Source organism: Streptomyces sp. NPDC087300, assembly GCF_044744425.1.
Classification (GTDB): domain Bacteria; phylum Actinomycetota; class Actinomycetes; order Streptomycetales; family Streptomycetaceae; genus Streptomyces.
Genome location: NZ_JBIUYI010000004.1, coordinates 788,847 through 815,079, shown reverse-complemented (window position 1 = coordinate 815,079; position 26,233 = coordinate 788,847). Strand labels below are relative to the sequence as shown.

Annotated in this window: 25 protein-coding genes and 1 riboswitch; of the genes, 11 read left to right on the top strand and 14 right to left on the bottom strand. The window is 72.0% G+C overall.

Annotated features, from left to right (window positions below; genetic code table 11):
* Nucleotides 1-83: 83 nt before the first annotated feature.
* Complete coding sequence (locus tag ACIO9J_RS19410; protein WP_402000510.1) at nt 84-1,151, bottom strand: HAD-IIA family hydrolase; 1,068 nt, start codon at nt 1,149-1,151, stop codon at nt 84-86.
* On the bottom strand, nt 1,148-1,870 hold the full coding sequence (locus tag ACIO9J_RS19405) for an NUDIX domain-containing protein (protein ID WP_402000508.1): 723 nt from the start codon (nt 1,868-1,870) through the stop codon (nt 1,148-1,150). Before ACIO9J_RS19405 ends, ACIO9J_RS19410 begins: the two co-directional genes overlap by 4 nt.
* Before the next feature lie 1,014 nt (nt 1,871-2,884).
* On the opposite strand from ACIO9J_RS19405, the gene ACIO9J_RS19400 reads away from it, so the two are divergent.
* Together ACIO9J_RS19400 and ACIO9J_RS19395 are read left to right on the top strand one after the other, a co-directional pair.
* Nucleotides 2,885-3,382 (top strand): FBP domain-containing protein, encoded by a 498-nt coding sequence (locus ACIO9J_RS19400; protein ID WP_402000505.1) that lies wholly within the window; start codon nt 2,885-2,887, stop codon nt 3,380-3,382.
* 102 nt (nt 3,383-3,484) lie between these two features.
* Nucleotides 3,485-4,078: an exonuclease domain-containing protein gene (locus ACIO9J_RS19395; protein ID WP_402000502.1), complete on the top strand. Its 594-nt coding sequence runs from the start codon at nt 3,485-3,487 to the stop codon at nt 4,076-4,078.
* Between the two features lie 6 nt (nt 4,079-4,084).
* On the opposite strand, the gene ACIO9J_RS19390 is transcribed toward ACIO9J_RS19395, so the two are convergent.
* The 6 genes from ACIO9J_RS19390 to ACIO9J_RS19365 form a co-directional block, all read right to left on the bottom strand.
* Entirely contained in the window at nt 4,085-4,879 is a 795-nt protein-coding gene (locus tag ACIO9J_RS19390; protein WP_402000499.1) for a phosphodiesterase, read from the bottom strand.
* A 197-nt stretch (nt 4,880-5,076) separates the two neighbouring features.
* Nucleotides 5,077-5,871 (bottom strand): ABC transporter ATP-binding protein, encoded by a 795-nt coding sequence (locus tag ACIO9J_RS19385; RefSeq protein WP_402000496.1) that lies wholly within the window; start codon nt 5,869-5,871, stop codon nt 5,077-5,079.
* The gene (locus tag ACIO9J_RS19380; RefSeq protein ID WP_402001127.1) at nt 5,868-6,917 is read right to left on the bottom strand and encodes a FecCD family ABC transporter permease; all 1,050 of its coding nucleotides are present in this window, start codon (nt 6,915-6,917) and stop codon (nt 5,868-5,870) included. The genes ACIO9J_RS19385 and ACIO9J_RS19380 overlap by 4 nt, the downstream gene beginning before the upstream one ends.
* 83 nt (nt 6,918-7,000) lie before the next feature.
* Complete coding sequence (locus ACIO9J_RS19375; RefSeq protein WP_402000494.1) at nt 7,001-8,038, bottom strand: ABC transporter substrate-binding protein; 1,038 nt, start codon at nt 8,036-8,038, stop codon at nt 7,001-7,003.
* A 101-nt stretch (nt 8,039-8,139) separates the two neighbouring features.
* Nucleotides 8,140-8,326: riboswitch (cobalamin riboswitch) on the bottom strand.
* 7 nt (nt 8,327-8,333) lie between these two features.
* On the bottom strand, nt 8,334-8,786 hold the full coding sequence (locus ACIO9J_RS19370) for a VOC family protein (RefSeq protein WP_402000491.1): 453 nt from the start codon (nt 8,784-8,786) through the stop codon (nt 8,334-8,336).
* A 5-nt stretch (nt 8,787-8,791) separates the two neighbouring features.
* The gene (locus ACIO9J_RS19365; protein WP_402000488.1) at nt 8,792-9,652 is read right to left on the bottom strand and encodes a helix-turn-helix domain-containing protein; all 861 of its coding nucleotides are present in this window, start codon (nt 9,650-9,652) and stop codon (nt 8,792-8,794) included.
* A 235-nt stretch (nt 9,653-9,887) separates the two neighbouring features.
* On the opposite strand from ACIO9J_RS19365, the gene ACIO9J_RS19360 reads away from it, so the two are divergent.
* Nucleotides 9,888-11,039, top strand: a complete 1,152-nt coding sequence (locus ACIO9J_RS19360; protein WP_402000485.1) for a haloacid dehalogenase-like hydrolase — start codon at nt 9,888-9,890, stop codon at nt 11,037-11,039.
* A gap of 57 nt (nt 11,040-11,096) precedes the next feature.
* On the opposite strand, the gene ACIO9J_RS19355 is transcribed toward ACIO9J_RS19360, so the two are convergent.
* From ACIO9J_RS19355 to ACIO9J_RS19335, 5 genes are all read right to left on the bottom strand, one after another.
* Complete coding sequence (locus ACIO9J_RS19355; RefSeq protein ID WP_402000482.1) at nt 11,097-11,876, bottom strand: dienelactone hydrolase family protein; 780 nt, start codon at nt 11,874-11,876, stop codon at nt 11,097-11,099.
* 82 nt (nt 11,877-11,958) lie between these two features.
* Entirely contained in the window at nt 11,959-12,930 is a 972-nt protein-coding gene (locus ACIO9J_RS19350; RefSeq protein ID WP_402000479.1) for an asparaginase, read from the bottom strand.
* A gap of 13 nt (nt 12,931-12,943) precedes the next feature.
* Nucleotides 12,944-14,284 (bottom strand): DUF2252 domain-containing protein, encoded by a 1,341-nt coding sequence (locus tag ACIO9J_RS19345; RefSeq protein WP_402000476.1) that lies wholly within the window; start codon nt 14,282-14,284, stop codon nt 12,944-12,946.
* 173 nt (nt 14,285-14,457) lie between these two features.
* Nucleotides 14,458-15,453, bottom strand: coding sequence for an alpha/beta fold hydrolase (locus ACIO9J_RS19340; RefSeq protein WP_402000473.1), 996 nt, complete (start codon nt 15,451-15,453; stop codon nt 14,458-14,460).
* Nucleotides 15,454-15,586: 133 nt separating this feature from the next.
* Entirely contained in the window at nt 15,587-15,889 is a 303-nt protein-coding gene (locus ACIO9J_RS19335; protein ID WP_402000470.1) for a hypothetical protein, read from the bottom strand.
* 168 nt (nt 15,890-16,057) lie between these two features.
* On the opposite strand from ACIO9J_RS19335, the gene ACIO9J_RS19330 reads away from it, so the two are divergent.
* The 5 genes from ACIO9J_RS19330 to ACIO9J_RS19310 all read left to right on the top strand — a co-directional run bounded on the left by ACIO9J_RS19330 (nt 16,058) and on the right by ACIO9J_RS19310 (nt 20,349).
* Nucleotides 16,058-16,426 carry an arsenate reductase family protein gene (locus tag ACIO9J_RS19330; protein ID WP_402000468.1) on the top strand — a complete coding sequence of 123 codons (369 nt, stop codon included), beginning with the start codon at nt 16,058-16,060 and terminating at the stop codon, nt 16,424-16,426.
* Nucleotides 16,427-16,630: 204 nt separating this feature from the next.
* Nucleotides 16,631-17,101 (top strand): hypothetical protein, encoded by a 471-nt coding sequence (locus ACIO9J_RS19325; protein WP_402000465.1) that lies wholly within the window; start codon nt 16,631-16,633, stop codon nt 17,099-17,101.
* A 171-nt stretch (nt 17,102-17,272) separates the two neighbouring features.
* On the top strand, nt 17,273-18,301 hold the full coding sequence (gene glnII, locus ACIO9J_RS19320; protein WP_402000462.1) for a glutamine synthetase: 1,029 nt from the start codon (nt 17,273-17,275) through the stop codon (nt 18,299-18,301).
* A 392-nt stretch (nt 18,302-18,693) separates the two neighbouring features.
* The gene (locus tag ACIO9J_RS19315) at nt 18,694-19,296 is read left to right on the top strand and encodes a winged helix-turn-helix domain-containing protein (protein WP_402000459.1); all 603 of its coding nucleotides are present in this window, start codon (nt 18,694-18,696) and stop codon (nt 19,294-19,296) included.
* Between the two features lie 60 nt (nt 19,297-19,356).
* Complete coding sequence (locus ACIO9J_RS19310) at nt 19,357-20,349, top strand: NAD-dependent epimerase/dehydratase family protein (RefSeq protein WP_402000456.1); 993 nt, start codon at nt 19,357-19,359, stop codon at nt 20,347-20,349.
* A gap of 64 nt (nt 20,350-20,413) precedes the next feature.
* On the opposite strand, the gene ACIO9J_RS19305 is transcribed toward ACIO9J_RS19310, so the two are convergent.
* Nucleotides 20,414-22,621, bottom strand: a complete 2,208-nt coding sequence (locus ACIO9J_RS19305; RefSeq protein WP_402000453.1) for an MMPL family transporter — start codon at nt 22,619-22,621, stop codon at nt 20,414-20,416.
* 230 nt (nt 22,622-22,851) lie between these two features.
* On the opposite strand from ACIO9J_RS19305, the gene ACIO9J_RS19300 reads away from it, so the two are divergent.
* The 3 genes from ACIO9J_RS19300 to ACIO9J_RS19290 are packed head-to-tail and all read left to right on the top strand — an operon-like array spanning nt 22,852 to nt 26,230.
* Nucleotides 22,852-24,129, top strand: coding sequence for a sensor histidine kinase (locus ACIO9J_RS19300; protein ID WP_402000450.1), 1,278 nt, complete (start codon nt 22,852-22,854; stop codon nt 24,127-24,129).
* The gene (locus ACIO9J_RS19295; RefSeq protein ID WP_402000448.1) at nt 24,114-24,764 is read left to right on the top strand and encodes a LuxR C-terminal-related transcriptional regulator; all 651 of its coding nucleotides are present in this window, start codon (nt 24,114-24,116) and stop codon (nt 24,762-24,764) included. The genes ACIO9J_RS19300 and ACIO9J_RS19295 overlap by 16 nt, the downstream gene beginning before the upstream one ends.
* 32 nt (nt 24,765-24,796) lie before the next feature.
* Nucleotides 24,797-26,230: a DUF1996 domain-containing protein gene (locus ACIO9J_RS19290; protein ID WP_402000445.1), complete on the top strand. Its 1,434-nt coding sequence runs from the start codon at nt 24,797-24,799 to the stop codon at nt 26,228-26,230.
* The last annotated feature ends 3 nt before the right edge of the window (nt 26,231-26,233 follow it).

Here is a 26,233-nt window from a genome sequence, read left to right as displayed (position 1 = left end):
CGGAAGCGGGGCGGGGTACATACGTGTCCCGCCCCGCTGTTGGTCCGCCGCGTCGGCTCAGAGCCGGTCGGCCCCTGTGGGCGTCACCAGCCGAGCCGCGCGAGCGTCGGGGTGAGGTCCGGGAGGTGGGCGCCGGTGTCCGTCGCGGTCCAGGCCGCGGCGCACAGGGCGCGCAGGGCGTCGAGTGGGTCGTGGCCGTCGCCGGTGACGGTGATCCGGTGGGTCGGTGGGTGGTGGGTGGCGTGCCAGCCCGCGCAGGTGAAGCCGTCGCCGACGCCGTGTACGGCGGGGTGGGCGACGTGCAGGTCGCGCAGGTCGCGGCCGATGTGGGTGGGGCGTTGTCCCGGCGGGGCGGCGAGGAGTTCCGCGGGCCGGGTGGTGCCGGTCAGGACGAGGAGCGTGGCGGCGCCGGCCGCGTGGGCGCCCGCGATGTCGGTGTCCAGGCGGTCACCGACGGCCAGCGGCCGCTGGGCACGGCCGCGGGCGGCCGCCTCGCGGTGCAGCGCGGGCGCCGGCTTCCCCGCCACTTGCGGCCTGCGACCGGTGGCGGTGGTGACGGCGGCGACAGCGGCGCCGACACCGGGAGCGAGCCCACGAGGAGTGCGCAGCACCGGATCGGCGCACGTGGCGTACCAGGGCAGCTTCTGGCCGACGGCGTAACACAGTTCCGACAGCGCGGCCCAGTCGAGAGCGGTCGTGTAGCCCAGGGCCACCGCCTGCGGGGCTTCGTCGGCGGCGGCGACGGGTGTCAGTCCGGCCTGGAGCAGCGCGGAGCGCAGTCCTTCGCCGCCCACCGTCAACACCCTTGCCCCTGCTGGGAGATCGGCCGCGGCGAGCTGGGCGAGGGCCTGTGCGGCGGTGACGACGTCACGGGCGTCGGCGGGCACGCCCAGGCCGGTGAGATGGGCGGCGACGTCGTGCGGGGCGCGCTGGTCGTTGTTGGTCACGTAGACCGTGCGCAGACCGTCCGTGCGGGCGGCGGACAGGGCGTCCACCGCGTACGGCAGTGCCTGGTCCCCGATCGTCACGACACCGTCGAGGTCGAGCAGGAGCACGTCGTGCGATGCGGCGAGCGGCGCGCCCTCGGTGCCCTGCGGAGCCGTGCGCTCCGCGCGGAGCACGAGTGCCGTCGTGGAGCCGGCGTCCGTCACGCGGCTTCCCCGGCCTCGCGCAGGCAGACGTCCACCTGCCCGTAGTACGTGCGTGGCGGGCGGCCGATCCGGTTCACGCCGACCACGACGTCCTCGGGACCGTGGCCGAGTTCCCCGGCGAGCAACTGGTGGGTGAGCGCAGTCGCCTCGTGCACCAGCAGCGGCGTACCGAAGTAGAACTGGCCGGTCTTGGTGAACGCCGTCCGGTTCTTGGCGAAGAAGGTGAGGAACTCGGCCCACTCCATCCAGAAGGCGCGGCGCACCTTGGGTGAGGTGGGCACTATCTCGTCGCGGTTCTCGGTCGTGACCAGGTATAAGGAGATCAGTTCGCGATTGAGGGTGCCGGGGTGCTCGTCATAGGTCTTGACGATCCGCAGCGGGCGGGAGAGCCGCACGGACCGGTAGTCGGTGATGCCCAGTTCGTCGCGCAGGCCTCGGCGCAGCGCGGTGTCCTGGCAGCGGCCGTCCTCGTCCAGCATCTGGGTGGCTAAGCTCTGGTCGAACTTGCCGCCCGCTATGTCGACCCCGCTCGAACGTTCCTGCACGAGGATGTCGAACGTGCCGATGGCGTTGGGACGTACGACGTTGGCCTGCACGCCGCGGTGCCAGTCGCCCTCGCGGTGCACCCGCACGCGCGCCTTGTGCCCCTGGAACTCCTCGGTCACCGGGTCGAAGACCGGGAAGACATCGCTGCTCTCGGCCACTTGGGAATTCTTCATTCGTATGCCCTTCCACGACTAGGTGTAGGTGGCACGCTCGCCACCGCGAGCCGGGATCGTAGTTGAGCGATCACCATCAGCGGATCTTGGTCGGGCATTTTTGGACAGACCGTACACACGGCGACAAGACCCGGGTGACCTGCCCCGATGGGCGGAGCGCCGGTGATCCTTACGGGACTGGTCCACACCCGTCCGGGTGCCGGGGAACGCGTGCGCCGTGGGGCGCCGCCCTAGGGGCCGCGATGGTGTGACGAGCGAGCGGCGTACGGGAGTTGAACGCGCTCTCAGGAATGGCACACGTATCCGGTAAGGCCGAAAACATGGGGATAACGGCTCCCCGCGCGACGGGTGGAGCAGTCACTCACCGTCATCGTTCGGAAGGTGTCGGAGCGTGGCAGGGAGGGGGAACGTCCACTTCCGGCCAGCGGGGTCACACCGCCCACCTGGGCACGCCGCCCGCCCCGGCTTCCAGCAGCCGGGCATTAATGCTTCGCCCCCGCACCCTCCTCCGAGGTACCGTTCCGGTGATCACCAGCGGCGGTCGCCTCGACCGGCACCCGCCGCCCCACTCGACGCGTACGGCGTCGACGCGTACCGCGCGCCCCGACCGGAAGGAGGCGAGAGACATGGACCGTGCTGCAGCTGTTGCGGCCATAGGTGGTTCCGGCCGTGTGCCCTCGTTCTTCTGCGGCGCGCGGTAAGGCTCGGACCTCGTACTTCCCTACGTCTCGTACGACGTCGTACACGGCATCTCCATCGAGTCGTACACGGCGTCTCTACGTCTCGTACGACCTCTTGCGCGACGTCGTCTCGTGCGACGCCTCGTACGGCGTCCTGTACGTCTTGCCTTTCCCTCGCTCTCTCTTCCCTGCGGCATCGTCATGCGATGACGTGCCTCTCCTGTGCGGCCCTCCGCCGCGCGGGTCGCAGGGCTGCGCGACGCCCGGAGACCGACCGCACATCCGGACCCTCCCGCCCCACGTCTCGTAGCCGAAGGACCCGTAAGGAACCGTCATGAAGAATCTGACCGAGCACGACATCCGCACCTCGTTCGTCAACTGCTCCAAGGGCGAGGCCAAACGGCTGCCCCTGCCCAAGGAGCTGGCGGGCATCGACCACTGGGACGCGCTGGACTTCCTGGGGTGGTGCGACCTGTCCGCGCCCGACCGCAGTTACCTGGTCGCCGAACGCCAGGGCGAGCCGATCGGTGTCACCCTGCGTTCGCCCTCCGCCAAGCGCGGCTTCCTGCGCCGCAGCATGTGTTCGCTCTGCCTGACCACCCATCCCGGCAGCGGCGTCTCGCTGATGAGCGCCCGCAAGGCGGGCCGGGCCGGGCGTGAGGGCAATTCGGTCGGCCTCTACATCTGTGCCGACCTCGACTGCTCGTTGTACGTGCGCGGCAAGAAGCAGCCCGCGCCCGGCGGCCGCATGGAGGAGTCCCTCACCGTCGAGCAGCAGATCGAGCGCACGCGCGGCCACCTCGACGCCTTCCTGGAGAGGCTGTTCGTCTGAGCCGAGCGGTTGCTGGTCCGAGCCGAGCGATCCTCACCCTCGATCGGGCCGGGGTGAGGGTCGCGCTCGCTCCGCCATGCGCGGTACTGGCAGGGTGCCCCCATGGCTACCTTCGTCATCTTCGACCTCGAGTTCACCACCTGGCCCGGCGCCCTTGAGCAAGGCTGGTCAGCCGGTGGGCAGTTGCGCGAGATCGTGCAGATCGGGGCGCTGCGGCTGGACGGGGACCTCGGGGTCGTCGAGGAGTACGAGGCGCTGGTGCGTCCCGTGGTCAACCCCGTGCTGTCCCCGTACTTCACCGGGCTCACCGGCATCGGACAGGACGAGGTCGACCGGGCTGGGCTCGCCCCGGCCGAGGCACTCGGGGACTTCCTGGGGTTCTGCAAGGGGCAGACCGTGCTCTCCTACGGCAACGACATGGTCGTCCTCGGGGAGAATCTGGGGTGGGTGCGGGCCCGCGGCGAAGAGCATCGGAACAGCTTTCTCGACGCCGCGTTCCTCAATGTCAGGCCGTGGCTGAACGCCTTGGCGCCGGCCACCGCCGCGGCGAACGTCGGCAGTCTGTGGAAGGTCCTCGGGCTGCCCCGGCCGGACTCCGGGCAGGAGCATTCCGCCCTCTTCGACTGCCATTCCTTCGCCGCGGCGCTCCGGCATCTGCGCGCGGGCGGGGCCGAGTTGCCCGTGGGCTGTCCATAGGGCTGTCTATAGGCCAGGGGGCCTCGTCGGCAGCGGCAGCGGCACCGTGCGGAAGTGCGTCGTCAGGCGCGCCTCCTCGTCCAGGACGTGGAACGCGAGCGCCGGCGGGAGGTCCCGGTGGACGTGGTGGGAGGGGTCCGTCTGCGGCTCCCAGGGCAGGCGCAGGGTGGAGACCACGCCGGGGGCCACCAGGAGCGGACGGTTCGCGAAGGTCGTCGCCGCGGGGGTGTGGGCGTGGCCCGCGAGGAACGCGGTCACGTTCGGGTGCCGGGCGGTCAGGGCGGCCAGCCGGTGCTCGTCGCGCTGGCGGATGCCGTCGATGTACGGCGTGTGCAGCGGGACCGGCGGGTGGTGGAAGGCGATCAGGACGGGCCGGTCGGACGGGGTGCCGTCGAGGAGGGCCGACAGCCAGTCCAGGGTCTCGTCGTCGAGGCGGCCGTGGTGCGCGCCGGGGACCGAGGTGTCGCACAGGGCGAGGGTGAAGTCGTCCGTCACGTAGGACTGGTTGACCGGGCCCGGCGCGGGCGTCTCGCCGAGGAGGTGCGCGCGGAAGGCGGTGCGCTCGTCGTGGTTGCCGGGACAGATCAGCAACGGGTGCCGAGAGGCGAGGAGTTCACGCGCGGCCGCGTACTCGGCGGGCGTGCCGTGGTCGGCGATGTCACCGGTGACGACGACCGCGTCCAGGTCGTACGGGAGTCCGTTCAGGTGGTCCATGACCGCCCGGGTCCGGCCGATGCTGCGACCGGCGTCGTCGGCGCCGGTGTCGATGTGGATGTCGCTCACGTGGGCAATGACTGGCATGACGTGAACTTAGAAGGCGCGGCGCGGCGAGTGAAGGGCCAACCGCGTGCGGTTGGCCTGGTCGGGCAGGGGCGTGGTTCGGAAGGCGCCTGGTTCGGAACGGGCGTGGCCCGCAAGGCGCCCACCCCGCAACGGGGGGCGCGACCCACAAGGCACCCGGCCCGCAAGGCGCCCACCCCGGAAGCCCCCCTCCCGCCTCACCCCCGCAAGAACCTCACCGAAGGCCGCTCATCCCCCTCCGCACTCCCCGGCGTCACCACCGCCCGCACCCCGTACACCTCCGCGATCAGCTCCTCCGTGATCACCTCTGCGGGCGTGCCCGTCGCGTATGCCCTGCCCTCCCTCAGGATCAGGAGCCGGTCGCAGAACATCGACGCCAGGTTGAGGTCGTGCAGCGCGATGACGCTGGTGACGGGGAGGTCGGCGACCAGTGAGAGCAGGTCGAGCTGGTGCTGGATGTCCAGGTGGTTGGTGGGTTCGTCCAGGAGGAGTTCGCGGGGTTCCTGGGCGAGTGCGCGGGCTATCTGGACGCGCTGGCGTTCGCCGCCGGACAGGGTGTGCCAGGACTGGGCCGCGCGGGAGGCCAGGCCCGTGCGGGTCAGGGCGTCGCGGACGGCGCGTTCGTCTCCGGCCGTCGGCGCCGACCAGGCGCGGCGGTGCGGGATGCGTCCCAGGCGTACGACGTCCGCGACCGTCAACTCGACCTGTGTGTCGGTGTGTTGCTCGACCACGGCGATCCTGCGCGCCACGGCGCGGCGGCCCGTGTCGGCCAGCGCACGGCCGTCCAGGGTGACCACTCCGGAGGCCGGGGCGAGGACGCCCGCCAGGATGCGCAGGAGCGTGGACTTGCCGGAGCCGTTCGGGCCGAGGAGGCCCACCGTGGCGCCGGTCGGCGGGGCGAGGCTCACGCCGTCGACGACCAGGCGCCCGCCCGCCTCCCGGGACACGCGCTCGGCGCGCAGACCCGCCGCCCCCTCGTACGCGTACGTCACGTCACCCTCCTCGTCCGGTACAGCACGACCACGAACGCCGGTACGCCGATCAGCGACGTCACCACGCCCACCGGGACCTCCTGCGGATCCAGGACCGTGCGGGCCAGGGTGTCCACCCAGACGAGGAAGACCGCGCCGGCCAGCGCCGTGACCGGGAGGAGGCGGGCGTGGCCCGAGCCGACGAGCGCGCGGGCCGCGTGCGGCAGGACCAGGCCGACGAAGCCGATGGCGCCCGCGGAGCTCACCAGCACCGCGGTCAGGAGCGCCGTCGTGCAGAGCAGGACCAGGCGGGTGCGGGCGACGCGGACGCCGAGCGCGGCCGCCGCCTCCTGGCCGAAGGCGAAGGCGTCCAGGGTGCGGGCGTGCGAGAGGCAGATGAACAGCGCCGCCGCGAGCACCGCCGCGCACAGCCACACGTCCGTCCAGCCGACCCCGCTGAGCGAGCCGAGCAGCCAGAACAGCACGCCGCGGGTGGTCTCCGCGTCCGCGGCGGTGAGGACGAAGAAGGAGGTCAGCGCGGAGAACAGCTGCATCGCCGCGACGCCGGAGAGGACCACGCGGTCCGTCGTGCCGCCCAGCGTGTGACTCAGGATCAGGACCAGGGCGAACGAACAGAGCGCCCCGATGAAGGCACCGGCCGAGACCGAAAGGACTCCCCCGCCCACGCCGAGCACGACGACCGCGACCGCTCCGGTGGACGCGCCGGAGGAGACCCCGAGCACGAACGGGTCGGCGAGGGGGTTGCGGAGCAGGGACTGCATGACCGCGCCGCAGACCGCGAGTCCGGCGCCGCAGACCGCGGCGAGCAGGGTGCGCGGCATCCGCAGGTTCCAGACGATGCCGTCCCTGATCGGGGTGAGCCGCGCCTCTCCCCCGCCGAGGTGCGCGGCGAGGGCCGACCACACGTCGGGCACGGAGATGTCCGCGGGCCCGATGGTGACGGCCACCGCCACGGAGAGGACGAGGGCCGCGACCCCGGCGAGCCACAGCAGCGCCTGCCGCACCGGGGCGCCCACGGAGGTGGACGCGACCGCGACCTCGACCATGTCCGCGTCCGCCTCCGCGGGTGCCGTCCCGTCCGGCGTCGCGGGTGCCGTCCCGTCCGGCGTCACCGGCGAGGTCCCCCGGGTCACTTCGCGAGGCCGAACTTCCGCAGCCCCGCCGCCACTTGCTCGATCCCGTCGACCGTACGGACCGTCGGGTTCATGGCCTGGCCGCTGAGGAGTACGTAGCGCTTCTTCTTCACGGCGGTCAGGTTCTTGGTCGCCGGGTTCGACTCCAGGAACTTGATCTTCGCAGCGGCGCTCTCCGCCGACTGCGACTTGCGGGTGAGGTCGCCGATGACGAGGACGTCGGGGTCGCGGTCGGCGACGGTCTCCCAGTTGATCTGGGGCCATTCCTCGCGGGTGTCGTCGAAGACGTTCTTCGCGCCGAGCTCGCGCGTGATGATGCCGGGGGCGCCGCAGCAGCCCGCCATGTAGGGGGCGTCGGAGTTGGCGAACCAGTAGAGGAGCTTCGCGTCCGACGCGTCGATGTCGTCGGTGGCCTTCGCGACGCGGCCCTTGAGCCCCGCGACCAGCTTCTCGCCGCGCTTCTCGACGCCGAACACCTTCGCGAGGTCGCGGATCTCGCCGTAGACGGTGTCCATGGTGAGGGTCTTGACGCGCTTGCCGTCGCCGCCGCCGTCGTTGTCCTTGCCCGCGCAGTCGGTCGGCGAGACGTAGACCGGTACGCCCAGCTCGGTGAACTTGGCGCGGTCGGCGACACCGCCCTTGCCGACCGTGTACAGGAAGGAGGCGCTGACGAAGTCCGGCTCCTGGGCGAGGACCTTCTCCAGGGAGGGGTAGCGGTCGGCGAGCCGCTCCACCTTCGCGTTCTCCTTCGCCAGGTTCTTCAGGACCGGGTCGGTCCAGGTGCCGGTGCCCGCCATGCGGTCGGCGAGGCCGAGCGAGAGCAGGATCTCCGTGGAGCCCTGGTCGAGGGAGACGGCCCGCTGCGGCGGCGCCTTGACCTCGGCTTTCTTGCCGCAGGAGGTGACCGCGACCGGATAGCCCGCCGCCTGCTCCCCCGCGCTCTTGCTGGTCTTCTCCGCGGAGCCGCCCCCGCACGCGGTCAGCGCGAGCGCTCCGGCGCAGAGCGCGGCGGACATACGTATAGCGGCGGACATACGTATACGGGTACGGGTACGGGCTGTGGAGGACACACGATCCCTTGAGTCTCACGGCTCATGCGCGGAGCCTGGCCTGCGTCACGCCCTCCGCCGCACGGTGCGCGGGCGGAGGCGCCAGCAGGTCTTCGGACTCGGGGATCGGCCGGGCGGGGCGCCTTCCCGGGCGTCCGTGGACGCCCAGTGGCCGTGGCCCCGCCCGTCCCCCTCACCGCTGCGCGTCAGTTCCGGATTCGCACCGGATTCCCTGGCCCAGGTGTGGGTTTGACTGGCTTGCGCAAGTTATCACGCCTGCTCAGGACGTCGGCCGGGGCCTCGGCTCGCCCCGGTAGGTCCCGAACGACCAGCGGTTCCCCTCCGGGTCGAGGATGCCGAACTCCCGGCTTCCGTACGGTTTGTCCTCGATCTCCGTGGTGATCCGCACGCCCGCCGCGGTGAGTGTGGCGTACAGCTCGTCGACCCGGTCCGTGACCACGTAGGCGCCGGAGGTGCCGGGCTTTCCGCAGGTGCCTTCGGGCGCCGACGGGTCGTACGAACCGAGCATGACGCCGCCGCCCTCGGGCCAGTCGAGCTGGGCGTGGGCGACGCGGTCGCCGTCCTCGTAGACGGCGGTGCGCAGGAAGCCGACGGTGCCGACGAGGAAGTCGATCAGGGCGGGGGCGTCCTCTGCCTGGAGGCCCGCCCAGACGGTCGGGGCGGGGGCCGCTTCAGTCGTGGTGTCGGGTGTGGTGTCCGGTGTGGTGTTCATGGGCCTCAGTCTTCGCCCGGACCGTGCGCCCCGGCTTGGATATTCCGGCACTCTTCGGCCAGCCAGCGGGTCGGGCTCGCCCCCGTGTACTGCCGGAAGTCGCGGACCAGGTGCGAATGGTCGTAGTAGCCGGTGTCGGCCGCGATCCTGGCCAGGTCGGGGCCCCCGCCCGCCGTGACGGAGCGGACCACCGCGGTCCGCGCGTGCTGGAAGCGCATCAGGCGCGCGGCCTGCTTGGGGCTCAGCCCGGTCTCGGCGCGGAACACCGCGGTGAGGCGGCGCTCGCTGAGCGCGACGTGCCGGGACAGGCCGCCGACCGTGCCCGCGCCCCGGTGCCTGGCCAGCCACGCCCAGGCCTCGGCGACCTCGGGGCGCACCGGGTCCGCCCGGTCGGCGGCCGCCACGCGCCGCCGCAGATAGTCGGCGAGGAGGGCGAAGCGGTCCGGCCAGCGGTCGAGGGCACACAGCCGCTCGCGGACCTCGGCGGCCCGGCCGCCGAGGACGTCCGTGCCGCTGGTGACGAGCTCTCCCATGAGCCCGGCGGCGGGCAGACCGAGCAGCGCGCGGGCGGCCAGGGGGTGCACGGCGAGCTGGATGCCCGCCTCGTGCTCGGGCTGCACCACGTAGGCCGGGCTCTGGTGCAGGCCGCCCAGGACGATGTCGGTGCGCACCGCGTCCCCGCCGGTCGCCTGCCCGGGTGTGCTGCCGGTGGCGATGGGGCCTTCGAGGGAGAAGATCACGGTCAGATACGGCGAGGGCAGGCCCCGGTGCAGCCCGGGACGCTGTCCGGCGCTGCGGTAGCCGACCGCCGAGACGACCATGCCGTCGAGCCGGGGAACGGCCCTGACGAACTCGTGGGAGCCCATGCGCCCAGTATGCGCGGGACCACTGACACGGACTCGGCGACGGCCCCGGCGACGACCTCCGCGACCGGGACCGCGGCGCTCCCGGCGCCCGCTGCGGCTACCCGTGTTCACCCGCTCCATGCCCCTCGTGCACGGTGACTTCGATCATGGGAAATGACCGCGCCGCCCCATAGCATTGCGCGCCGCTCCGGACGGGGCCGCACACCGCTCTCAGGAACGGCAGGACACCGCAGACATGGCAGTACGAGCAAAGAACAAGCCCGCCCTCATCGGCGCTCTGGGGGCGCTCGCCGCCGCCGTCCTCGCGGGCAGCGCGCTCTGGCCGACCTCCGAGGCGAACGCGGCGGGCTCCGCCGCGCAGACGGCGAAGGCCGCGAAGGGCGCGGCCGGCGAGCTCACGCACTGGCCGAAGCCGGTGGCGAAGAAGCTCGGCAAGGTCATCGCGAAGAACGACCACAAGGGCGCGTACGCCGTCTTCGACGCGGACAACACGACGTACCGCAACGACCTGGAGGAGTCCCTGCTCCCCTTCCTGGAGATGAAGGGCGTCCTGACCCGCAAGACGATGGACCCGTCCCTGAAGATCATCCCCTTCAAGGACAAGGCCGGGCACAAGGAGAGCCTCTACAGCTACTACAACCGGCTGTGCGAGGTGGACGACCAGGTCTGCTACCCCTGGGCCGCGCAGATCTTCTCCGGCTTCACGCTGAAGGAGCTCAAGGGGTACGTCGACGAGCTCCTGGCGTACAAGAAGCCGATCCCCGCCGAGTACTACGAGGACGGGAAGGTCACCAAGACCGAGGTGAAGCCGCCGGAATTCTCGCGCGGCATGCAGCAGCTCTACAAGACGCTTCAGGCGCACGGCATCGAGGTGTACGTGGTCAGCGCGGCCAGCGAGGACCTGGTGCGCATGGTGCTCGCCGACCCCAAGTACGGCTACGGCGTGAAGCCGCAGAACGTCATCGGCGTCTCGATGCAGCTCAAGGACCGCGAGACCGGCGAAGTGACCAGCTCCCGCAAGGAGATCGCCGAGGGCCGCTTCGGCGAGAAGGACCGCGCCGAGCTCGCGGGCCGCGAGCTGACGCCGAACCTGTGGGCGCCGCTGACCTGGTACGAGGGCAAGCCCGCGGCGATCAACACCTACATCGACGAGTGGAAGAAGCCGGTCCTCGCGGCCGGTGACACCCCGGCGAGCGACGGCCCGATGCTGTTCCACTCGGCCGACGTGCGGCACGGCGGCGTGCGGGTGTGGGTCAACCGCAAGGACTCGTACATGAAGCAGCTCGACGGCATGAAGAAGGAGAACGCCGACCGCCAGCGCGAGTTGGGCCAGAAGGTGACCGCCGACAAGCGGTGGCTGACGGTCACGCCGGACCAGATCGGCTGACGGTCCGAGCGTCTGGCCGCGGCGCGGCACCGCCCGAGCGCCGTGCCGCGTCGCGGGTCAGTCCGTCAACGGCAGGCAGTCGGCGAGCAGTTCGACGACGTCGCGCCAGGCCCGCCGCGCCTGTAGCGGGTGGTGGGCGACGCCGGGGAGCACGGGCTGCTCGTGGTCGACCGGCGGGTGGTGGAAGGCGTGCTGGGCGCCGCCGTAGACCACCATGCGCCAGTCGACGCCCCCGTCCCGCATCTCGGCGGCGAACGCGTCCCGGTGGTCCTGGGACATGATCGGGTCCTCCGATCCGACCCCGGCCCAGACGGGACAGCGGATGCGGGCCGCCTCGCCGGGGCGGCCCGTGACCAGTCCGTTGACCGTCCCGATCGCCTTCAGGTCGACGCCGTCGCGCCCGAGTTCCAGCGCGACGGCGCCGCCGGTGCCGTAGCCGACGGCGGCGATCCGGCCGGGGTCGGTGCGCGGCTCGGCGCGCAGTACGTCCAGGGCCGCGTGGCCGATGTCCCGCAGCCGGTCGGGGTCGGCGAGCAGCGGGGTCACGCGCGCCAGCATCTCCTGCGGGTCGGTGAACCAGTGCCCGCCGCCGTGCAGGTCGAAGGCGAACGTCACGTACCCGAGTTCGGCGAGGGCGTCGGCCCTGCGGCGCTGGACGTCGTTGAGGCCCGGCCCTTCGGGGCCGAGCAGGACCCCGGGCGCGCGGCCCGTTCCCGCGGGCAGCGCGAGGTGTCCGGCCATCGTGAGTCCGTCGGCCGGGTAGGTGACGGTGCGGGTGGTGATCGTGCTGGTGGTGGCGGTGCGGGTGGTGACCTCGTCTGTGCTGGCCTTCGTCATGGGACGGGACTGTAATGATCGTCGGGGACCGGCGGATACGTACTTAGCTGTCGGCAGAGCGGACCGCCGGGGCCACCGGGGGCTACGCCAACTCGGCGAACTCGGCTGCCACTTGGGCGCGGTCGGCGCCGTCCGCGAGGAGCGCGTACAGCAACAGCCTGGCCTTCGGGGCGTCCAGCGTTCCCGCGGAGAGGAGGCCCCGGCCGAGCATGTCGTGTTCGGATCCTGGGCCCCGGTAGGTGTGGCCGAGCAGCGGGCCCGCGCCGGTGCGCGACGCGAGGACCACGGGGATGCGGGCGGCGAGCGCGGCGAGCGGTTCGACCAGCCAGGCGGGTACGTGGCCGGCCCCGAACGCCGCCACGACCAGGCCGCCGAAGCGCCCGTCCACCGCGTCCAGGAGTTCGCCGCGGTCGCCGAGCGAGAGCGTGACCAGGGCGACGCGGGCGGTGCCGCGCAGCGGCAGGGGCCGGTCGGCGACGGGCCGCGCGGGGCGCAGCAGGACGCGCGGGCGACCCTCGACGACCGTGCCGACGGGGCCCGCGCCCGGTGACGCGAAGGTCGCCACGGACGTCGTGTGCGTCTTGCGTACGTGCCGTGCCGCGTGGATCTCGTCGGCGAGGACCACGAGGACGCCGAGCCCCGCGCAGCCCGGGTCCGCGGCGACGGTGACGGCGGCTGCGAGGTTGGCGGGCCCGTCGGCGCCGGGCAGGTCGGGGCGGCGCATGGCCCCGGTCACCACGACGGGGGTGCCGGGCGCACAGGCCAGGTCGAGGAGGAAGGCGGTCTCCTCCAGGGTGTCGGTGCCCTGCACCACGACGACGCCGTGCCCGGCCCCGCGCGCCCGCTCGACGTGGTCCGCGAGCTCCGCGACGTCCTCGAAGTCCAGCGAGGAACTGGGCAGCTTCCGTACGTCGTGGACCTCGACCCCGACGTCCGCGGGCACGGCGCCCGCCGCGTCGGCGAGGAGCCGCTCCCCGGTCAGCCGGGGTGAACTCGCCCTGTCCCGGGCGGAGATGGTGCCGCCGAGGGTGAACACGGAAACGGTCTTGGCCATGCGCACGTGCCTATCACACCCCCGGCAGCGCGCCGATCACCCCTGACGCGATCGCCGCGGCCAGCGCCGCGTGGTCCCGGGTGTTCTGTGCCGCGTAGCGCAGCGCGAAGTCCGCCACGGCGCGGTCGAAGGTGTCGGAGCCGCCCAGGTAGGCGGCTATCGCCAGGCGGTCGCCCGAGCGGGCGTGGGCGCGGGCCAGGGCCGTGCCGCAGAGCGCGGCGTACCAGCGCAGTTCGGCGGGCGACATGGCGGTGATGTCCGCCGAGCCCTTCATGTCGCGCAGCTGGCGCCAGTAGAAGGCGCGGCCACGGGGGCCCGTCATCCAGCCGAGGAAGATGTCACCCGCGGCCTGGAGCAGCCGCTGGCCCGCGACCACGCGGTGCCCGGGGTGGAGGTAGGGCCCGCTGGGCAGCTGCTCCTCGACGACGGACCGCACCGCCTCCTTGATCTGGAGGAAGAGCGGGTCGCCCGGGTCGCGTCCGGCGAGCAGCACGATGTAGCAGCGGGTGCCGACGCTGCCGACGCCGACGACCTTGCGGGCGGCGTCGACGAACCGGTAGCGGTCCAGGAGGAGGCGGCGTTCCTCGGAGAGCGTGGAGCGGTAGTCGCCGAAGATCTTGCGCAGGGCGGCCAGGTCGGGGGCGCCCGCGGGTTCGAGCAGCGGCGGGTCGTGGATGATGCGGCGGGTGCCGTCCACGACCTCGGTGAGCTTGCCGAGCGCCTGGAGGCTGGTGCGGCCGCGGGCGCGGTCGAGGCCCGCCTCGACGCGCTTGCGGTGGCCCGGGGAGCGGATCAGGGAGAGCGCCTCGGCCGCGTCGATGCGCTCGTACCAGACGGCGAGTTCACCGAGTCCGGCGAGGCGCCGCATGCCCTTGCGGTAGGCGGTGGCGGCGTCCTGGGCGGCGTCGCGGGCGCCGTTCTCGCCCGCCCCGTTCTCGCGGGCGGCGACGGCGACGCTGGCGGCGAGCCGTTTGACGTCCCATTCGAAGGGTCCTGGGCACGTCTCGTCGAAGTCGTTGAGGTCGAAGAGCAGGGCGCGTTCCGGTGAGGCGAAGACGCCGAAGTTGAGCAGGTGGGCGTCGCCGCAGAGCTGCACGGTGAGGCCGGTGTGCCGCTGGACGGCGAGGTCGCCCGCCATGACGGCGGCGGCGCCGCGCAGGAAGGCGAACGGGGACGCGGCCATCCTGCCGTAGCGGATGGGAAGGAGTTCCTGGACGCGGTCGGCGCCCTGGCGTTCCAGGACGGCCACCGGGTCGGGGCGGTCGGCGGAGGGGATCCAGGCCGCGTGCGAGGAGCGCGAGGCGCGTTTGCGGGCCGCCTTGCCCGCACGGGCGCGTTCCTCCGGGGTCGTCATGCTCGCTCCCCTCTCGCGCTCGCGGCGGACACCGGCCGCCCGGCACTCGCCGCGGGCGCCGGCGGGCCCTCACCAGCAGCCAATGCGGCCGCGGTCACCTGCGCATGCCGGGTACGCCGAACGGGTGAGCGACCCCGGGCCCGCCCCGGGCCCGGGTCCCGGAGGCCACCGGCTCAGCGTCCCCCGCGCGTCTCCTCGGCGGCCGCCCACGCCGCGACCTGCTTGGCGAGCGCGCCGCCCGCCCGGGTCCAGGCGAAGTGGTCGAGGCGGCCGCCCGCGTCCTGGACGGTGTAGTGGCGGCGGGTGAGCCGGGCCGCCGGGACCTTGCCGACGAGGTGGTCGACCGCGCCGGGCGGTGCGAAGGTGTCGTTCTCGACGGACACCGCGAGCACGGGCAGGTCGAGCGCGCGAAGCGCCGTCTCGTAGTCGAGCGCGGAGCCGGTGGCCGAGTAGCGGCCGGTGCGCCCCTGTCTCGCCCAGTCGCGCATCACGCCCTTGGCCTGGTCGCCGCCGAAGCGGAACCGCTTGCCCGGCCAGCGGCCCAGGACGGTCGAGACCGCCGCGGCGGACAGTTCACCGAGGAGCAGCACGGGCCCGCGCAGGGGGCCGTACGCCCGGAACCAGACCGACCCTGAGGCGACGAGGGCCACCCCGTCGACGCCGGGGCCGATGCCCGACGCGGCGTGTACCAGGCCGAGTTGGCCGCCCAGGCTGTGGCCGAGCAGATGCAGCGACGGCTCGGGACCGAGTTCGGCGCGGACCGCGGCGACGATCGCGGGCAGGTCCTCCTCGACGATGACGCGGTAGCCGTGGTCGCGGGCCGCGCGGTCGGTGGCGCGCGGAGTCGCCTCGCCCTGGCCGCGCAGGTCGACGGTGAGCGCCGTGAGCCCCTGGTCGTGGAGCGCGCGGGCGAAGCGGCGGTAGAAGCGGGCGGGCGTGCCCATCGCGGGCAGGATGAGCACGGCGGGCGCGGGCGGCGGTCCCGGCGCGGGCCCCGAGCCCGACGGAAGGAAGCGCTCCGGCGCGCGGGCGAGCAGCGCGCGGACGGGAAAGCGGGCGCCGTCCGGGAGTTGGGCGGTGGTCAGGAGCGGCAGTTCGCCGACGGGGTCCGGCGCGGGCGTACCGGCGGGGTCCGGCGCGGGCGTACCGGCGGGTCGCTGCTGGGTCATGGGGCACAGCATGCCCCGTCGCACAATTGTCCGCCCAGAGTCATGCCGCCGCCGTCCGGGAATGGGGGAAAAGTGCCGTTCCCCGCGCGGTCGACTCCCGTGCGGGGAACGGCATTTCACCGGCGGCGACCGCTCAGCGGCTGTACCGCATCAGGGCGCGCACCATGTGGCACGTGATGTCGGAGGGCGGATGGATCCCGATGTCCTCCGCCATGCTCCGTATCGTCGTGTTCTTCGCCTGGTTCGGCATCCATACGCCCGAGTCGAGCAGGGCGATGGCCAGGCGCATGGCCTTGAGGCGGCGGTTGTGGGTGATGTACCACTCCCGGGGGCGTCCGGCCGGCAGGGCCTTCTTCTCCCGTGGTACGTAGGGCAGGTCGAACAGCACGGACCTCGGCGTGGACTTCGACTTCGATGTGAGTGCGGCAGCGGGCACAGGCATCCTCCTGTCGCGGTCAGGGCCCCCCGTCGGGCGCCCTCGAACACTACTGTGATTCTACTGCGGGGCACTGACAATCGCCGCTGGCCAGACGGGCTTTGGGGTATTCGAACAGACTCCTGCCGAGAGGCCTGTGACGGGTGGTTCGCGGGTAGCGTGTGCGCCATGGAGATCTGGATCAACCCCGCCTGTTCGAAGTGCCGCAGCGCGCTGACACTGCTCGACGCCGAGGGCGCCGACTACACCGTGCGCCGCTATCTGGAGGACGTGCCGAGCGAGGACGAGATCCGCGCCGTGCTCGACCGGCTCGGCCTCGAACCCTGGGACATCACCCGTACCCAGGAGGCGGCGGCCAAGGAGCTCGGGCTCGCGGACCGCGCGGCGTGGCCGCGCGACGCGTCGGGCCGCGACCGCTGGATCGGGGCGCTCGCCGCGCACCCGAAACTGATCCAGCGTCCGATCATCACGGCGGACGACGGGACGGCCGTGGTGGCGCGGACCGAGGAGGCGGTGCGGGACGCGCTGTCCCGCTGAGCCGCTCCCGCCGGACCGGCCACACCCCCGAACACCCAGGTCACAGCCTGGTCTTACCGCGCCCACACACACCGTCGGCGCGCCCGCGAATGACCGTCGACCGATGCACGACATCCGGCAAACCGTTACAAACACCTGCATAGCGTTGAGGGCTCCACAGGCCGACGCCGGACGAACGATCCGGCAGACGGAAAGGAGCGCGCCGTGCGGAGCTGGATGTCCGGGGGCGTATACGGAACGGTCCTCGCGAGCGCGCTGCTCGCCGCGCTCCAGTCGGGGAGCGCGCCCTTCACGCCGTACTACGACGCGGCCTGGGTGATGGTGACCGCGGGGACGGCCGCGCTCGCGCACGGCTACGCGCACCACATGTCGACGTACCGCCCCGGCTCCGGCGGCCACCGCTGGCGCCAGCTGGGCTGGGCGCTCGTCGACGAATGGCCGGTCATCCTCGCCTGCTGGCCCACCGTGATCCTGCTGGTCCTGGCCGGCGCCCTCGGCTGGCCCGAGCCCGCCGTCACGTACTCCGGGCTGCTCCTCAACGCGCTGCTGCTCTTCGGCTGGGGCACGTTCGCCGCGCTGCGCGTCGGCTACCGCAGGCGCTCGGCGGGCCTGATCGGCCTCGCCGACATGGCGATCGGCCTGGCCATAGCGGGCGCCAACGCGGTCATCAAATGACGCCCGCACGGGGCGCGGGCGTGAGCTCGACCACAGCCGTCCCGGGTAACACGGGGTTCACACAAGAGCAACGGTCGGGAAATCGCCGGTTGCCAGGCTGCCGCACATCACCACGGCACCGCAGCACCCGCACGTTCTGCGCCGTACCGAACGTTTTAAGGATGAGGCCCCGTGACCTTCAAGGCTGAGTACATCTGGATCGACGGCACCGCGCCGACCGCCAAGCTCCGCTCCAAGACGAAGATCCTGGCGGACGCGGCGAAGGGCGCCGAGCTGCCGCTCTGGGGCTTCGACGGATCCAGCACGAACCAGGCCACGGGTCACGCCTCCGACCGCGTTCTCAAGCCCGTCTTCACCTGCCCGGACCCGCTCCGCGGCGGCGACGACATCCTCGTCCTGTGCGAGGTCCTCAACACGGACATGACGCCGCACGAGTCCAACACCCGTGCCGAACTGGCCGAGACCGAGGCCCGCTTCGGCGCGCAGGAGCCGATCTTCGGCATCGAGCAGGAGTACACCTTCTTCGAGGGCGACCGTCCGCTCGGCTTCCCCGTCGGCGGCTTCCCCGCCGCGCAGGGCGGCTACTACTGCGGCGTCGGCGCGGACGAGATCTTCGGCCGTGACGTCGTCGAGGCCCACCTGGACAACTGTCTCAAGGCCGGTCTCGGGATCTCCGGCATCAACGCCGAGGTCATGCCCGGACAGTGGGAGTTCCAGGTCGGCCCGCTCGCCCCCCTCGAGGTCTCCGACCAGCTGTGGATCGCCCGCTGGCTGCTCTACCGCACCGCCGAGGACTTCAAGGTCTCCGCGACCCTCGACCCCAAGCCGGTCAAGGGCGACTGGAACGGCGCGGGCGCGCACACCAACTTCTCCACCCGGGCGATGCGCGAGGGCTACGCGCCGATCATCACCGCCTGCGAGTCCCTCGGCGAGGGCTCCAAGCCGCTCGACCACGTCAAGAACTACGGCGCGGGCATCGACGAGCGCCTCACCGGCCTGCACGAGACCGCGCCCTGGGACGAGTACAAGTACGGCGTCTCCGACCGCGGCGCCTCGGTGCGCATCCCGTGGCAGGTCGAGGTGGAGCAGAAGGGCTACATCGAGGACCGCCGCCCGAACGCCAACGTCGACCCGTACGTCGTGACGCGGCTCCTCGTCGACACCTGCTGCACCGCCCTGGAGAAGGCGGGACAGGTCTGATCCGCCGCTCCTCCCGTACGACGACGGGGCGCCCCACCGATTCCGGCGGGGCGCCCCGTCGTCGTACGAGCGGCGTGAATCCGCCCACCCGGGCAGGGTGCATTTCCGGCCAAGAGCCGCCAAGGGTCCGTATCACTGGGCGAGAGGGAACTGCCGGTAACCGTCCCATCTGCTTCAATGGGGTCATGGGAAGCCACCGGATCACCGCGACGGGTCGTCACGACCTCGAGCCGTTCTGGCCCTCCCGTCAGCACCACGACTTCGACCGGGTGTGTTGCCGCGCGATGAACGCGCGGGCCCTCTAAAGCCGTTCACCCGGCCTTCGCCTGACGCGCACGACGTACGTCTCGTTCTCGACGACTCCTTCTTCGCGCGAAAGAGCTGACATCACCATGGCGAACTCCCGTTCCTTCTCCGCCTCCCCCGCCCTCACCGCTCCCGTCTCCGCCGCCCGGGGCCGACTGCGCGCCGTGGCCCCGGACGAGGTGGCCCAGATCTCCGACTTCCTGCCGCCGGGCGCCACTTGGCTGCCCGCGCCGCAGCACACCCTGCCGAGCCTGCCGGGTCAGCCCCCGATGGTCGGCTACCTGGTGCTCGTGCCCGCCGGGCAGGAGCCCGTCGCCGCGCAGCCCGTCGTCCCCGAGGCCAGGCCCGCCGCCACCGGTCCCGTCAGGATCGACACGGTGCAGCGCGCCGCCGAGGTGGCCGGGCGCGCGCTCGACCTCACGTATCTGGAGTTCGAGCTGCTCGCGCACCTCGTCGCGCACCCCCACCGGGTGCACACCCGCGACCAGTTGGTGACCACGGTGTGGGGATACGGCCACGTGGGCGACGGGCGCACCGTCGACGTGCACATCGCCCGGCTGCGCCGCAAGCTCGGCGCCGACCACCGCAGGACGATCCAGACGGTGCGGCGCGTCGGCTACAAGTACGCGCCGCCCTCCGCGTCCGCGTCCGCCGCACCCGCCTCCGTCCCGGCCGCCGCGCAGCACTGATCCTCTGCTGCGAGCAGAAACCGATTCCGCCCGGCGCCGGCCCGGGGCAGAGTCGGCGGCATGAGACTTCTGATGCTGGGCGGTACGGAGTTCGTGGGCCGCGCGGTCACCGAGGCGGCGCTCGCCAAGGGCTGGGAGGTGACCGTCTTCCACCGCGGTCACCACCCGGCGCCCGAGGGCACCCGGGCGCTGCGCGGTGACCGGCTCGCCGAGGGCGGCCTCGCCGCGCTCGCCGACGGGGAATGGGACGTGGTCGTCGACACCTGGTCGGCGGCGCCGCGGGTGGTGCGCGAGGCGGCCAGGACGCTCGCGGGGCGGGCCGGGCGGTACGTCTACGTGTCCAGCTCGTCCGTGTACCGCTACCCCGCCGCGGCCGGATCCGACGAGAGCCACCCCGTGGTGGACGGCGATCCGGACGCGGAGGCGACGGCGTACCCGGAGGACAAGCGGGGCGGTGAGCTCGCCGCGGTCGCCGAGTTCGGCGCGGAACGGACGCTGCTCGCGCGGGCGGGCCTCATCCTCGGCCCGTACGAGAACATCGGGCGGCTGCCGTGGTGGCTCAACCGCGTCGCCCGGGGTGGTCCCGTGCTGGCTCCGGGGCCCCGGGACATGGGCATCCAGTACATCGACGTACGGGATCTCGCCGAGTGGATCGTCGACGCGGCGGCGGCCGGGCTGCACGGTCCCTACAACCTGGTCTCGCCCGTCGCGCACACGACCATGGGGGAATTCCTGGAGGCGTGTACGGCGGCGGCGGGGGCGCCCGACGCGGAGCTCAGGTGGACCTCGGCGGACGTGATCGCCGAGGCCGGGATCGAACCGTGGTGGGAGCTGCCGGTGTGGGTGCCGGGCGGCGGGGAGCTGTACGACACGGTGTACGTCACGTCCGTGGACAAGGCGGTGGCCGCGGGGCTGCGGGCCCGGCCGGTGGGCGAGACGGTGGCCGATACGTGGGGCTGGCTCCGGAGCCTTGGCGGGGTCGCGCCTCAGCGGGGTGACCGGCCGGTCGTGGGGCTCGACTCCGTCAAGGAGGCGCAGGCTCTCGGGCTGTGACGTGCTGTGCCCCCGGCGTGGGTTCCCTCCGCGCCGGGGGTACGTCAGGTGTGCTCCTGCCTCGTCAACGGCCGCTCGGCACCGGGGCGTTGTGCCCACCCGTGTCGCCCTGCGGCACGCCTGCCCACAACGGGGCAGCCTCCTCCTCGCCGTGGGAGACCTTCGGGAGCCAGGAGAGGTAGCGCGGGGTGTGCCAGTTCCTGTCGCCCAGGAGGGTCATCAGGGACGGGAGCAGGATCATGCGGACCAGCGTCGCGTCCAGCAGGACCGCCACGCCCAGGCCCACGCCCATCTGCTGCATGTCCTGCATGGACAGCGTGCCGAAGACCGAGAAGACCGCCACCATGATCACGGCCGCGCCGGTCACCGCGCCCGCCGTGCGCGTGATGCCCTCACGGATCGCGGAGCGGTTGTCCATGCCCCGGTCGCGGGACTCACGGATCCGGGAGACCACGAACACGTGGTAGTCCATGGAGAGTCCGAAGAGGACGACCAGGACGAACAGCGGCATCCAGTTCTCGATCGCGCCGACCTTCTCCGAGCCGATCAGCTCCGCGCCCCAGCCGTGCTGGAAGACGGCGGTCATCACGCCGTACGCGGCGCCCACCGAGAGCAGGTTGAGCGCGATCGACGTCACCGCGATCACCACCGAGCGGAAGCAGAACAGCATCAGGAGGAAGGTCACCGCGGCGATGAACGCGAAGACCGGGACGATGCCCTTGCCGAGCTGGTCGCCGAAGTCCTCCGACGAGGCCAGCTCGCCGCCGACGTACGCCTGGGCCGGTACGCCGTCGAACGCCGCGGGCACGGTGTCCTCGCGCAGTTCGCGCAGCGCCTTCTTGGCCGCGGCGTCGGTGCCGTCGCCCGGCAGCGGCACCGCGATCTCGGCGACGTTCGCCGCCTTGTGGACGGTGAGTTCGGCGTTCCGCCCCGCCTCCTCGGTCAGCGAGCCGAGCGCGGCGCGCACCGGCTGCGCCTGGATGTCGTCGGCCTCGACGACGACCCTGGCCGGCGCGGGACCGCCGGGGAACTTCTCGGTGATCTTCTTGTACGAGACGGAGAGCGGTGCGTCGGAGCCGAACTGCTTCTCCAGGCCCAGCTGTTCGGTCTTCATGCCGACCGCGGGAGCGGCGAGCGCGAGCAGCACGGCGGCCGCGGCGACGGCGAAGAACTTCGGGTGGTTCAGGACGGGCCGCAGGACGCGTCCCGCGATGCCGCCGCTGGCGTGCGCGCCGCGCTTGGCGCGGCGGTTCAGGAAGGGAATGCGCCCCGCGTCGATGCGGTCGCCGAGTCCGGCGAGCAGCGCGGGCAGGACGGTGACCGAGCCGAGCATCGCCACGCACACCACGAGGATGGTGGCGAGCGCGAAGCCCTTGAAGAGCAGCAGGCCGGACAGGAACATGCCCGCCATCGCGACCATCACCGTCAGGCCGGAGACGAGGACGGCCCGGCCGCTGGTGGCCGCGGCGATCCGCAGCGCGGTCTCCGCGTCGCGTCCCGCCGCCCGCTCGTCGCGCTCGCGGCGCAGATAGAAGAGGCAGTAGTCGACGCCGACCGCGAGGCCCATCAGGAACATCACGGAGTAGGTCGTCTCGAACAGGTGCAGCTGGTGGCTGGCGAGGGAGAGCAGACCGAAGGCGCCCACGCAGGCGGTGAGCGCGAGGCCCACCGGGAGCAGCGCGGCGACCACCGCGCCGAAGGCGACCAGGAGAATGCCGATGGCCAGCGGCACCGCGGTGAACTCGGCCTTCTTCAGGTCGTCGGCGAGCAGGTCGGACAGGTGCTTGCCGGCGCTCGCGTCACCGAACTGGTAGACGGAGACGCCGTGCGCGGCGCCGTCGTCCCCGGCCCGTTCCACCGCGTCGAGCACGGGCTGCACGCGCTCGGTGGCCTTGTCGGACGGGCCCTTGATCTCGAAGCGGAGCAGCGCGTCCTTGCCGTCCTTCGAGGGCAGCGGCGCCTGCACGCCGCGCACCTCGCCGGTGGCCTCCAGCGCCTTGGACAGGTCGGCGGCCGCGTCCCGCCAGCCGTCGGGCGTCCGCGCGGAGACCATGACGAGCTCCCCCGCGGGCTCGTCGATGCCCGCGTCGTCGAGGATCGCGGTGGCCCGGCTGGAGTCGCCGACCTCCATCTCGTCGTCGGACGCGGTCACCATGCCGGAGGCCCCGCCGATGACCGTGGCCAGGACCACGAAGAGCAGCCAGCCGAGAACGGCCGTCTTCCTGTGGTGTGCGCTCCACACACCGAGTCGTGCCGCGAGGTTCCGCCGCATGGCGTTTCGCCCCCATAAGTCTGCGTAAGTAAGCGTCGGATAAGACGTCACTCACGCTAGAAATCGGAGGCTTCACGCCCCAGCCGCCGAGACCCCCTCTGCGCGAAGCACAGGGCGAGGCCCCGGGGGTGTCGTCAGGTACACCCCCGCCCGGGTGGGGAGCCCAGTGACCCGTACCCCGTGACCAGGGAGACTGTCCTTCTGACAGGCGGCCTGAGGAGAGGGACATCATGGGGACATCACGGGTGGGCAGGGCCGTGATAGCGGGTGCACGCGGCCTGTATCTGGCGGTCGTCTCGCTGGCGGGCGGGATCATCTGCTTCGTCAACGCGGTCCTGGCGATCGCCTTCATCCCCCTGGGCATCGGCGTGCTCACCACACCGGTGGTCCTGACCGGTGTGCGCAAGCACGCGAACCTGCGCCGCGTCCAGGCCGGTGAGTGGTCGGACGTCCACATCCCGATCCCGTACCGGCCCTTCCCGCCGAACATGCGGCGGGGACTCATGGGGCAGGTCGACCGCTGCCACCTGATGCTGAAGGACCCGGCGACCTGGCACGATCTCCAGTGGCTGCTCGTCGACATGACCGCGGGCTTCGTCGTCGCGATCTTCGCACCCGCGCTGCTCCTCTACATGCTGTACGGCTGGGTGCTCGCCCTCGGCGTGTGGGAGCCCATCTACAACGCGGGCGGCGGCGAGTGGTACGGCTTCATCCACGTCACCTCGCAGACCACCGCGAACTACGCGGCCGCGCTCGGCACGGGCCTGTTCGTCCTCGGGCTCTTCGCGAACCCCGCCCTCGTCCGCGCCCACTTCCGCATCGCTCGTACGTTCATCGCCCCCACCACGAGCATGCGCGAACGTGAACTGGCCCTGCGCGTCGACCACTTGACGGAGACCCGGCACGACGCCGTGGACACCTCGGCCGCCGAGCTGCGCCGCATCGAGCGCGATCTGCACGACGGGGCGCAGGCCCGCCTGGTCGCCATGGGCATGGACCTCGGCACCATCGAGGCGCTCGTCGAGTCGAACCCCGCCAAGGCCAAGGAGCTGCTCGCCAAGGCCCGGCAGAACTCCGGCGAGGCGCTCACCGAACTGCGCGACCTGGTCCGCGGCATCCACCCGCCGGTCCTCGCCGAACGCGGCCTCGGCGACGCGGTCAAGGCCCTCGCGCTGCGCCTCCCCGTCCCCACCGAGGTCGAGGTGGAACTGCCGGGCCGGGCGGACGCGCCGGTCGAGTCGGCGGCGTACTTCGCGGTCAGCGAGGCCCTGACGAACGCCATCAAGCACTCCGGCGCCGAGCGTATCTGGGTCGACGTGCACCACGCCGACGGCATGCTGCGCATCGCGGTCACCGACAACGGCAAGGGCGGCGCCGCCGTGGGCACCGGATCGGGACTGAGCGGGATCGAACGCCGACTCGGTACATTCGACGGCGTACTGGCCGTCAGCAGCCCGGTTGGCGGCCCGACCATGGTGACCATGGAGATCCCTTGCGAGTTGTCCTAGCCGAAGACCTCTTCCTGCTGCGCGACGGCCTGGTGCGGATGCTGGAGGCATTCGACTTCGAGATCGCCGCCGCGGTGGAGAGCGGGCCCGAACTCACCAAGGCCCTCGCGGAGTTGCAGCCGGACGTCGCCGTCGTCGACGTCCGGCTTCCGCCGTCCCACACCGACGAGGGCCTCCAGTGCGCGCTCGCCGCGCGCCGGGCGAGACCGGGCCTGCCGGTCCTCGTTCTCTCCCAGCACGTGGAGCAGCTGTACGCCCGCGAGCTGCTCGCCGACGGCACCGGCGGGGTCGGCTATCTCCTCAAGGACCGGGTCTTCGACGCCGAGCAGTTCATCGACGCCGTCCGCAGGGTGGCGGGGGGCGGCACCGCGATGGACCCGCAGGTGATCCAGCAGCTCCTCTCCCGGCGCTCCGCCGACCAGCCGCTCGGCGCGCTCACCCCGCGCGAGCGCGAGGTCCTCGAACTCATGGCGCAGGGCCGGTCGAACGCGGCGATCGCGGGCCAACTCGTGGTCACGGAGCGGGCCATCGCCAAACACACGTCGAATATCTTCGGGAAACTCGATCTCCCCGTTTCCGACGACGACAATCGCCGGGTCCTCGCGGTGCTCGCGTATTTGGACCAGGGGCGCTGAACACACCGGGTTCCTGATGCGTATGTAACCCCATGGGACGTACCTCACGAAAACGATCGAGGCTGGCGCGACGCATGGTCGCCGCGTCCGCGGCGTTACTCCTGGGCGGCGGCGGACTGATCGCCGTGAATGTCTACGCGAACGCCGAAGAGGGCGCGGATCAGCCTCCCCCGCGGAGCGCCGGGCAGCAGGTGTCCACCATCAGCTGCCCGGACGTGGCCAATCAGCTTCCCGAAGTGCCGGACGCGGCGCGCGGCGAGGTCGATCGCAGGCTCGCCGATCTGGACAGCCAGATCACCAAGGCGTACGACGAGTTCAGCCGGGCCGCCGACGGCGACAAGCAGTCCGTGCTGGGGCCGCTGGAGCAGCAGCGGCGCGGCACCCTCGGCGGGATCGCCGACGCGATGGACCGCGCGGGCGAGCGGCCCGACGGGCTCGACTCCATGGCTCCTTGCACCCTGCGCGCCGATGACCAGCAGGCCGGCACGGGGCAGGAGCAGGGGCAGGAGCAGGGCCAAGGCGAGGAGCAAGGGCAGGAACAGGGACAGGGTCAGCAGCAGGGGCAGGGGCAGAGCAGCAACGGGCCCGAGGCCGGTGACTTCGTCGACATCAAGTCCGTGCGGCCGAACGTCGTGCAGCCCCGTGAGCGCCGCGGCGCGTCCCGCGGCACCTTCACCACGCAGTGCGGACGCAACAAGAACGGCAAATTCAATCCCGACAACGTCATCGTCGCGCCCGGCGTGAGCAATGGCGCTCACCATATGCACGATTACGTCGGAAATCAGGCGACGGACGCCTTCTCCAGCGATCAGGATCTCGCGAACGGCCGGACCAGCTGCCGCAATCAGGGCGACAAGTCGACCTATTACTGGCCCGTCCTGCGGCTCCAGAACGGAAAGGCCGAGAACGACGCGGGAGCGGACGGCGGCGGCAAGGACCAGAATGTCGGCGAGATCCAGACGCCTGCCTCCGTCACCCTGAAGTTCACCGGAAATCCGACGGGAAAGGTCGTCGCGATGCCGCGCTTCCTGCGGATCATCACCGGTGACGCCAAGGCGTTCACCAACGGCGACGCCAACGCCAACGCCTCCTGGAGCTGCACCGGATTCGAGAACCGGCAGCTGAAGGACAAGTACCCGATCTGCCCCCGCGGCAGCGACGTCGTACGGACCTTCAAGTTCCAGAGCTGCTGGAACGGGCGCGACACGGACAGCGCCAACCACCGTACGCACGTCGCCTTCGCCGACGCCCGCACCGGCGCCTGCCCCGCGGGCTTCCGGGCCGTCCCCCAGCTCGTGCAGCGCATCGTGTACGACGTGCCGCCGGGACCCGGCTTCGCCGTCGACTCGTTCCCCGAGCAGCTGCACAAACCCGTCACCGACCACGGTGACTTCATCAACGTCTTCGACCAGCGGCTGATGCGACGCGTCGCGCAGTGCGTCAACTCCGGGCAGCGCTGCACCTGACCG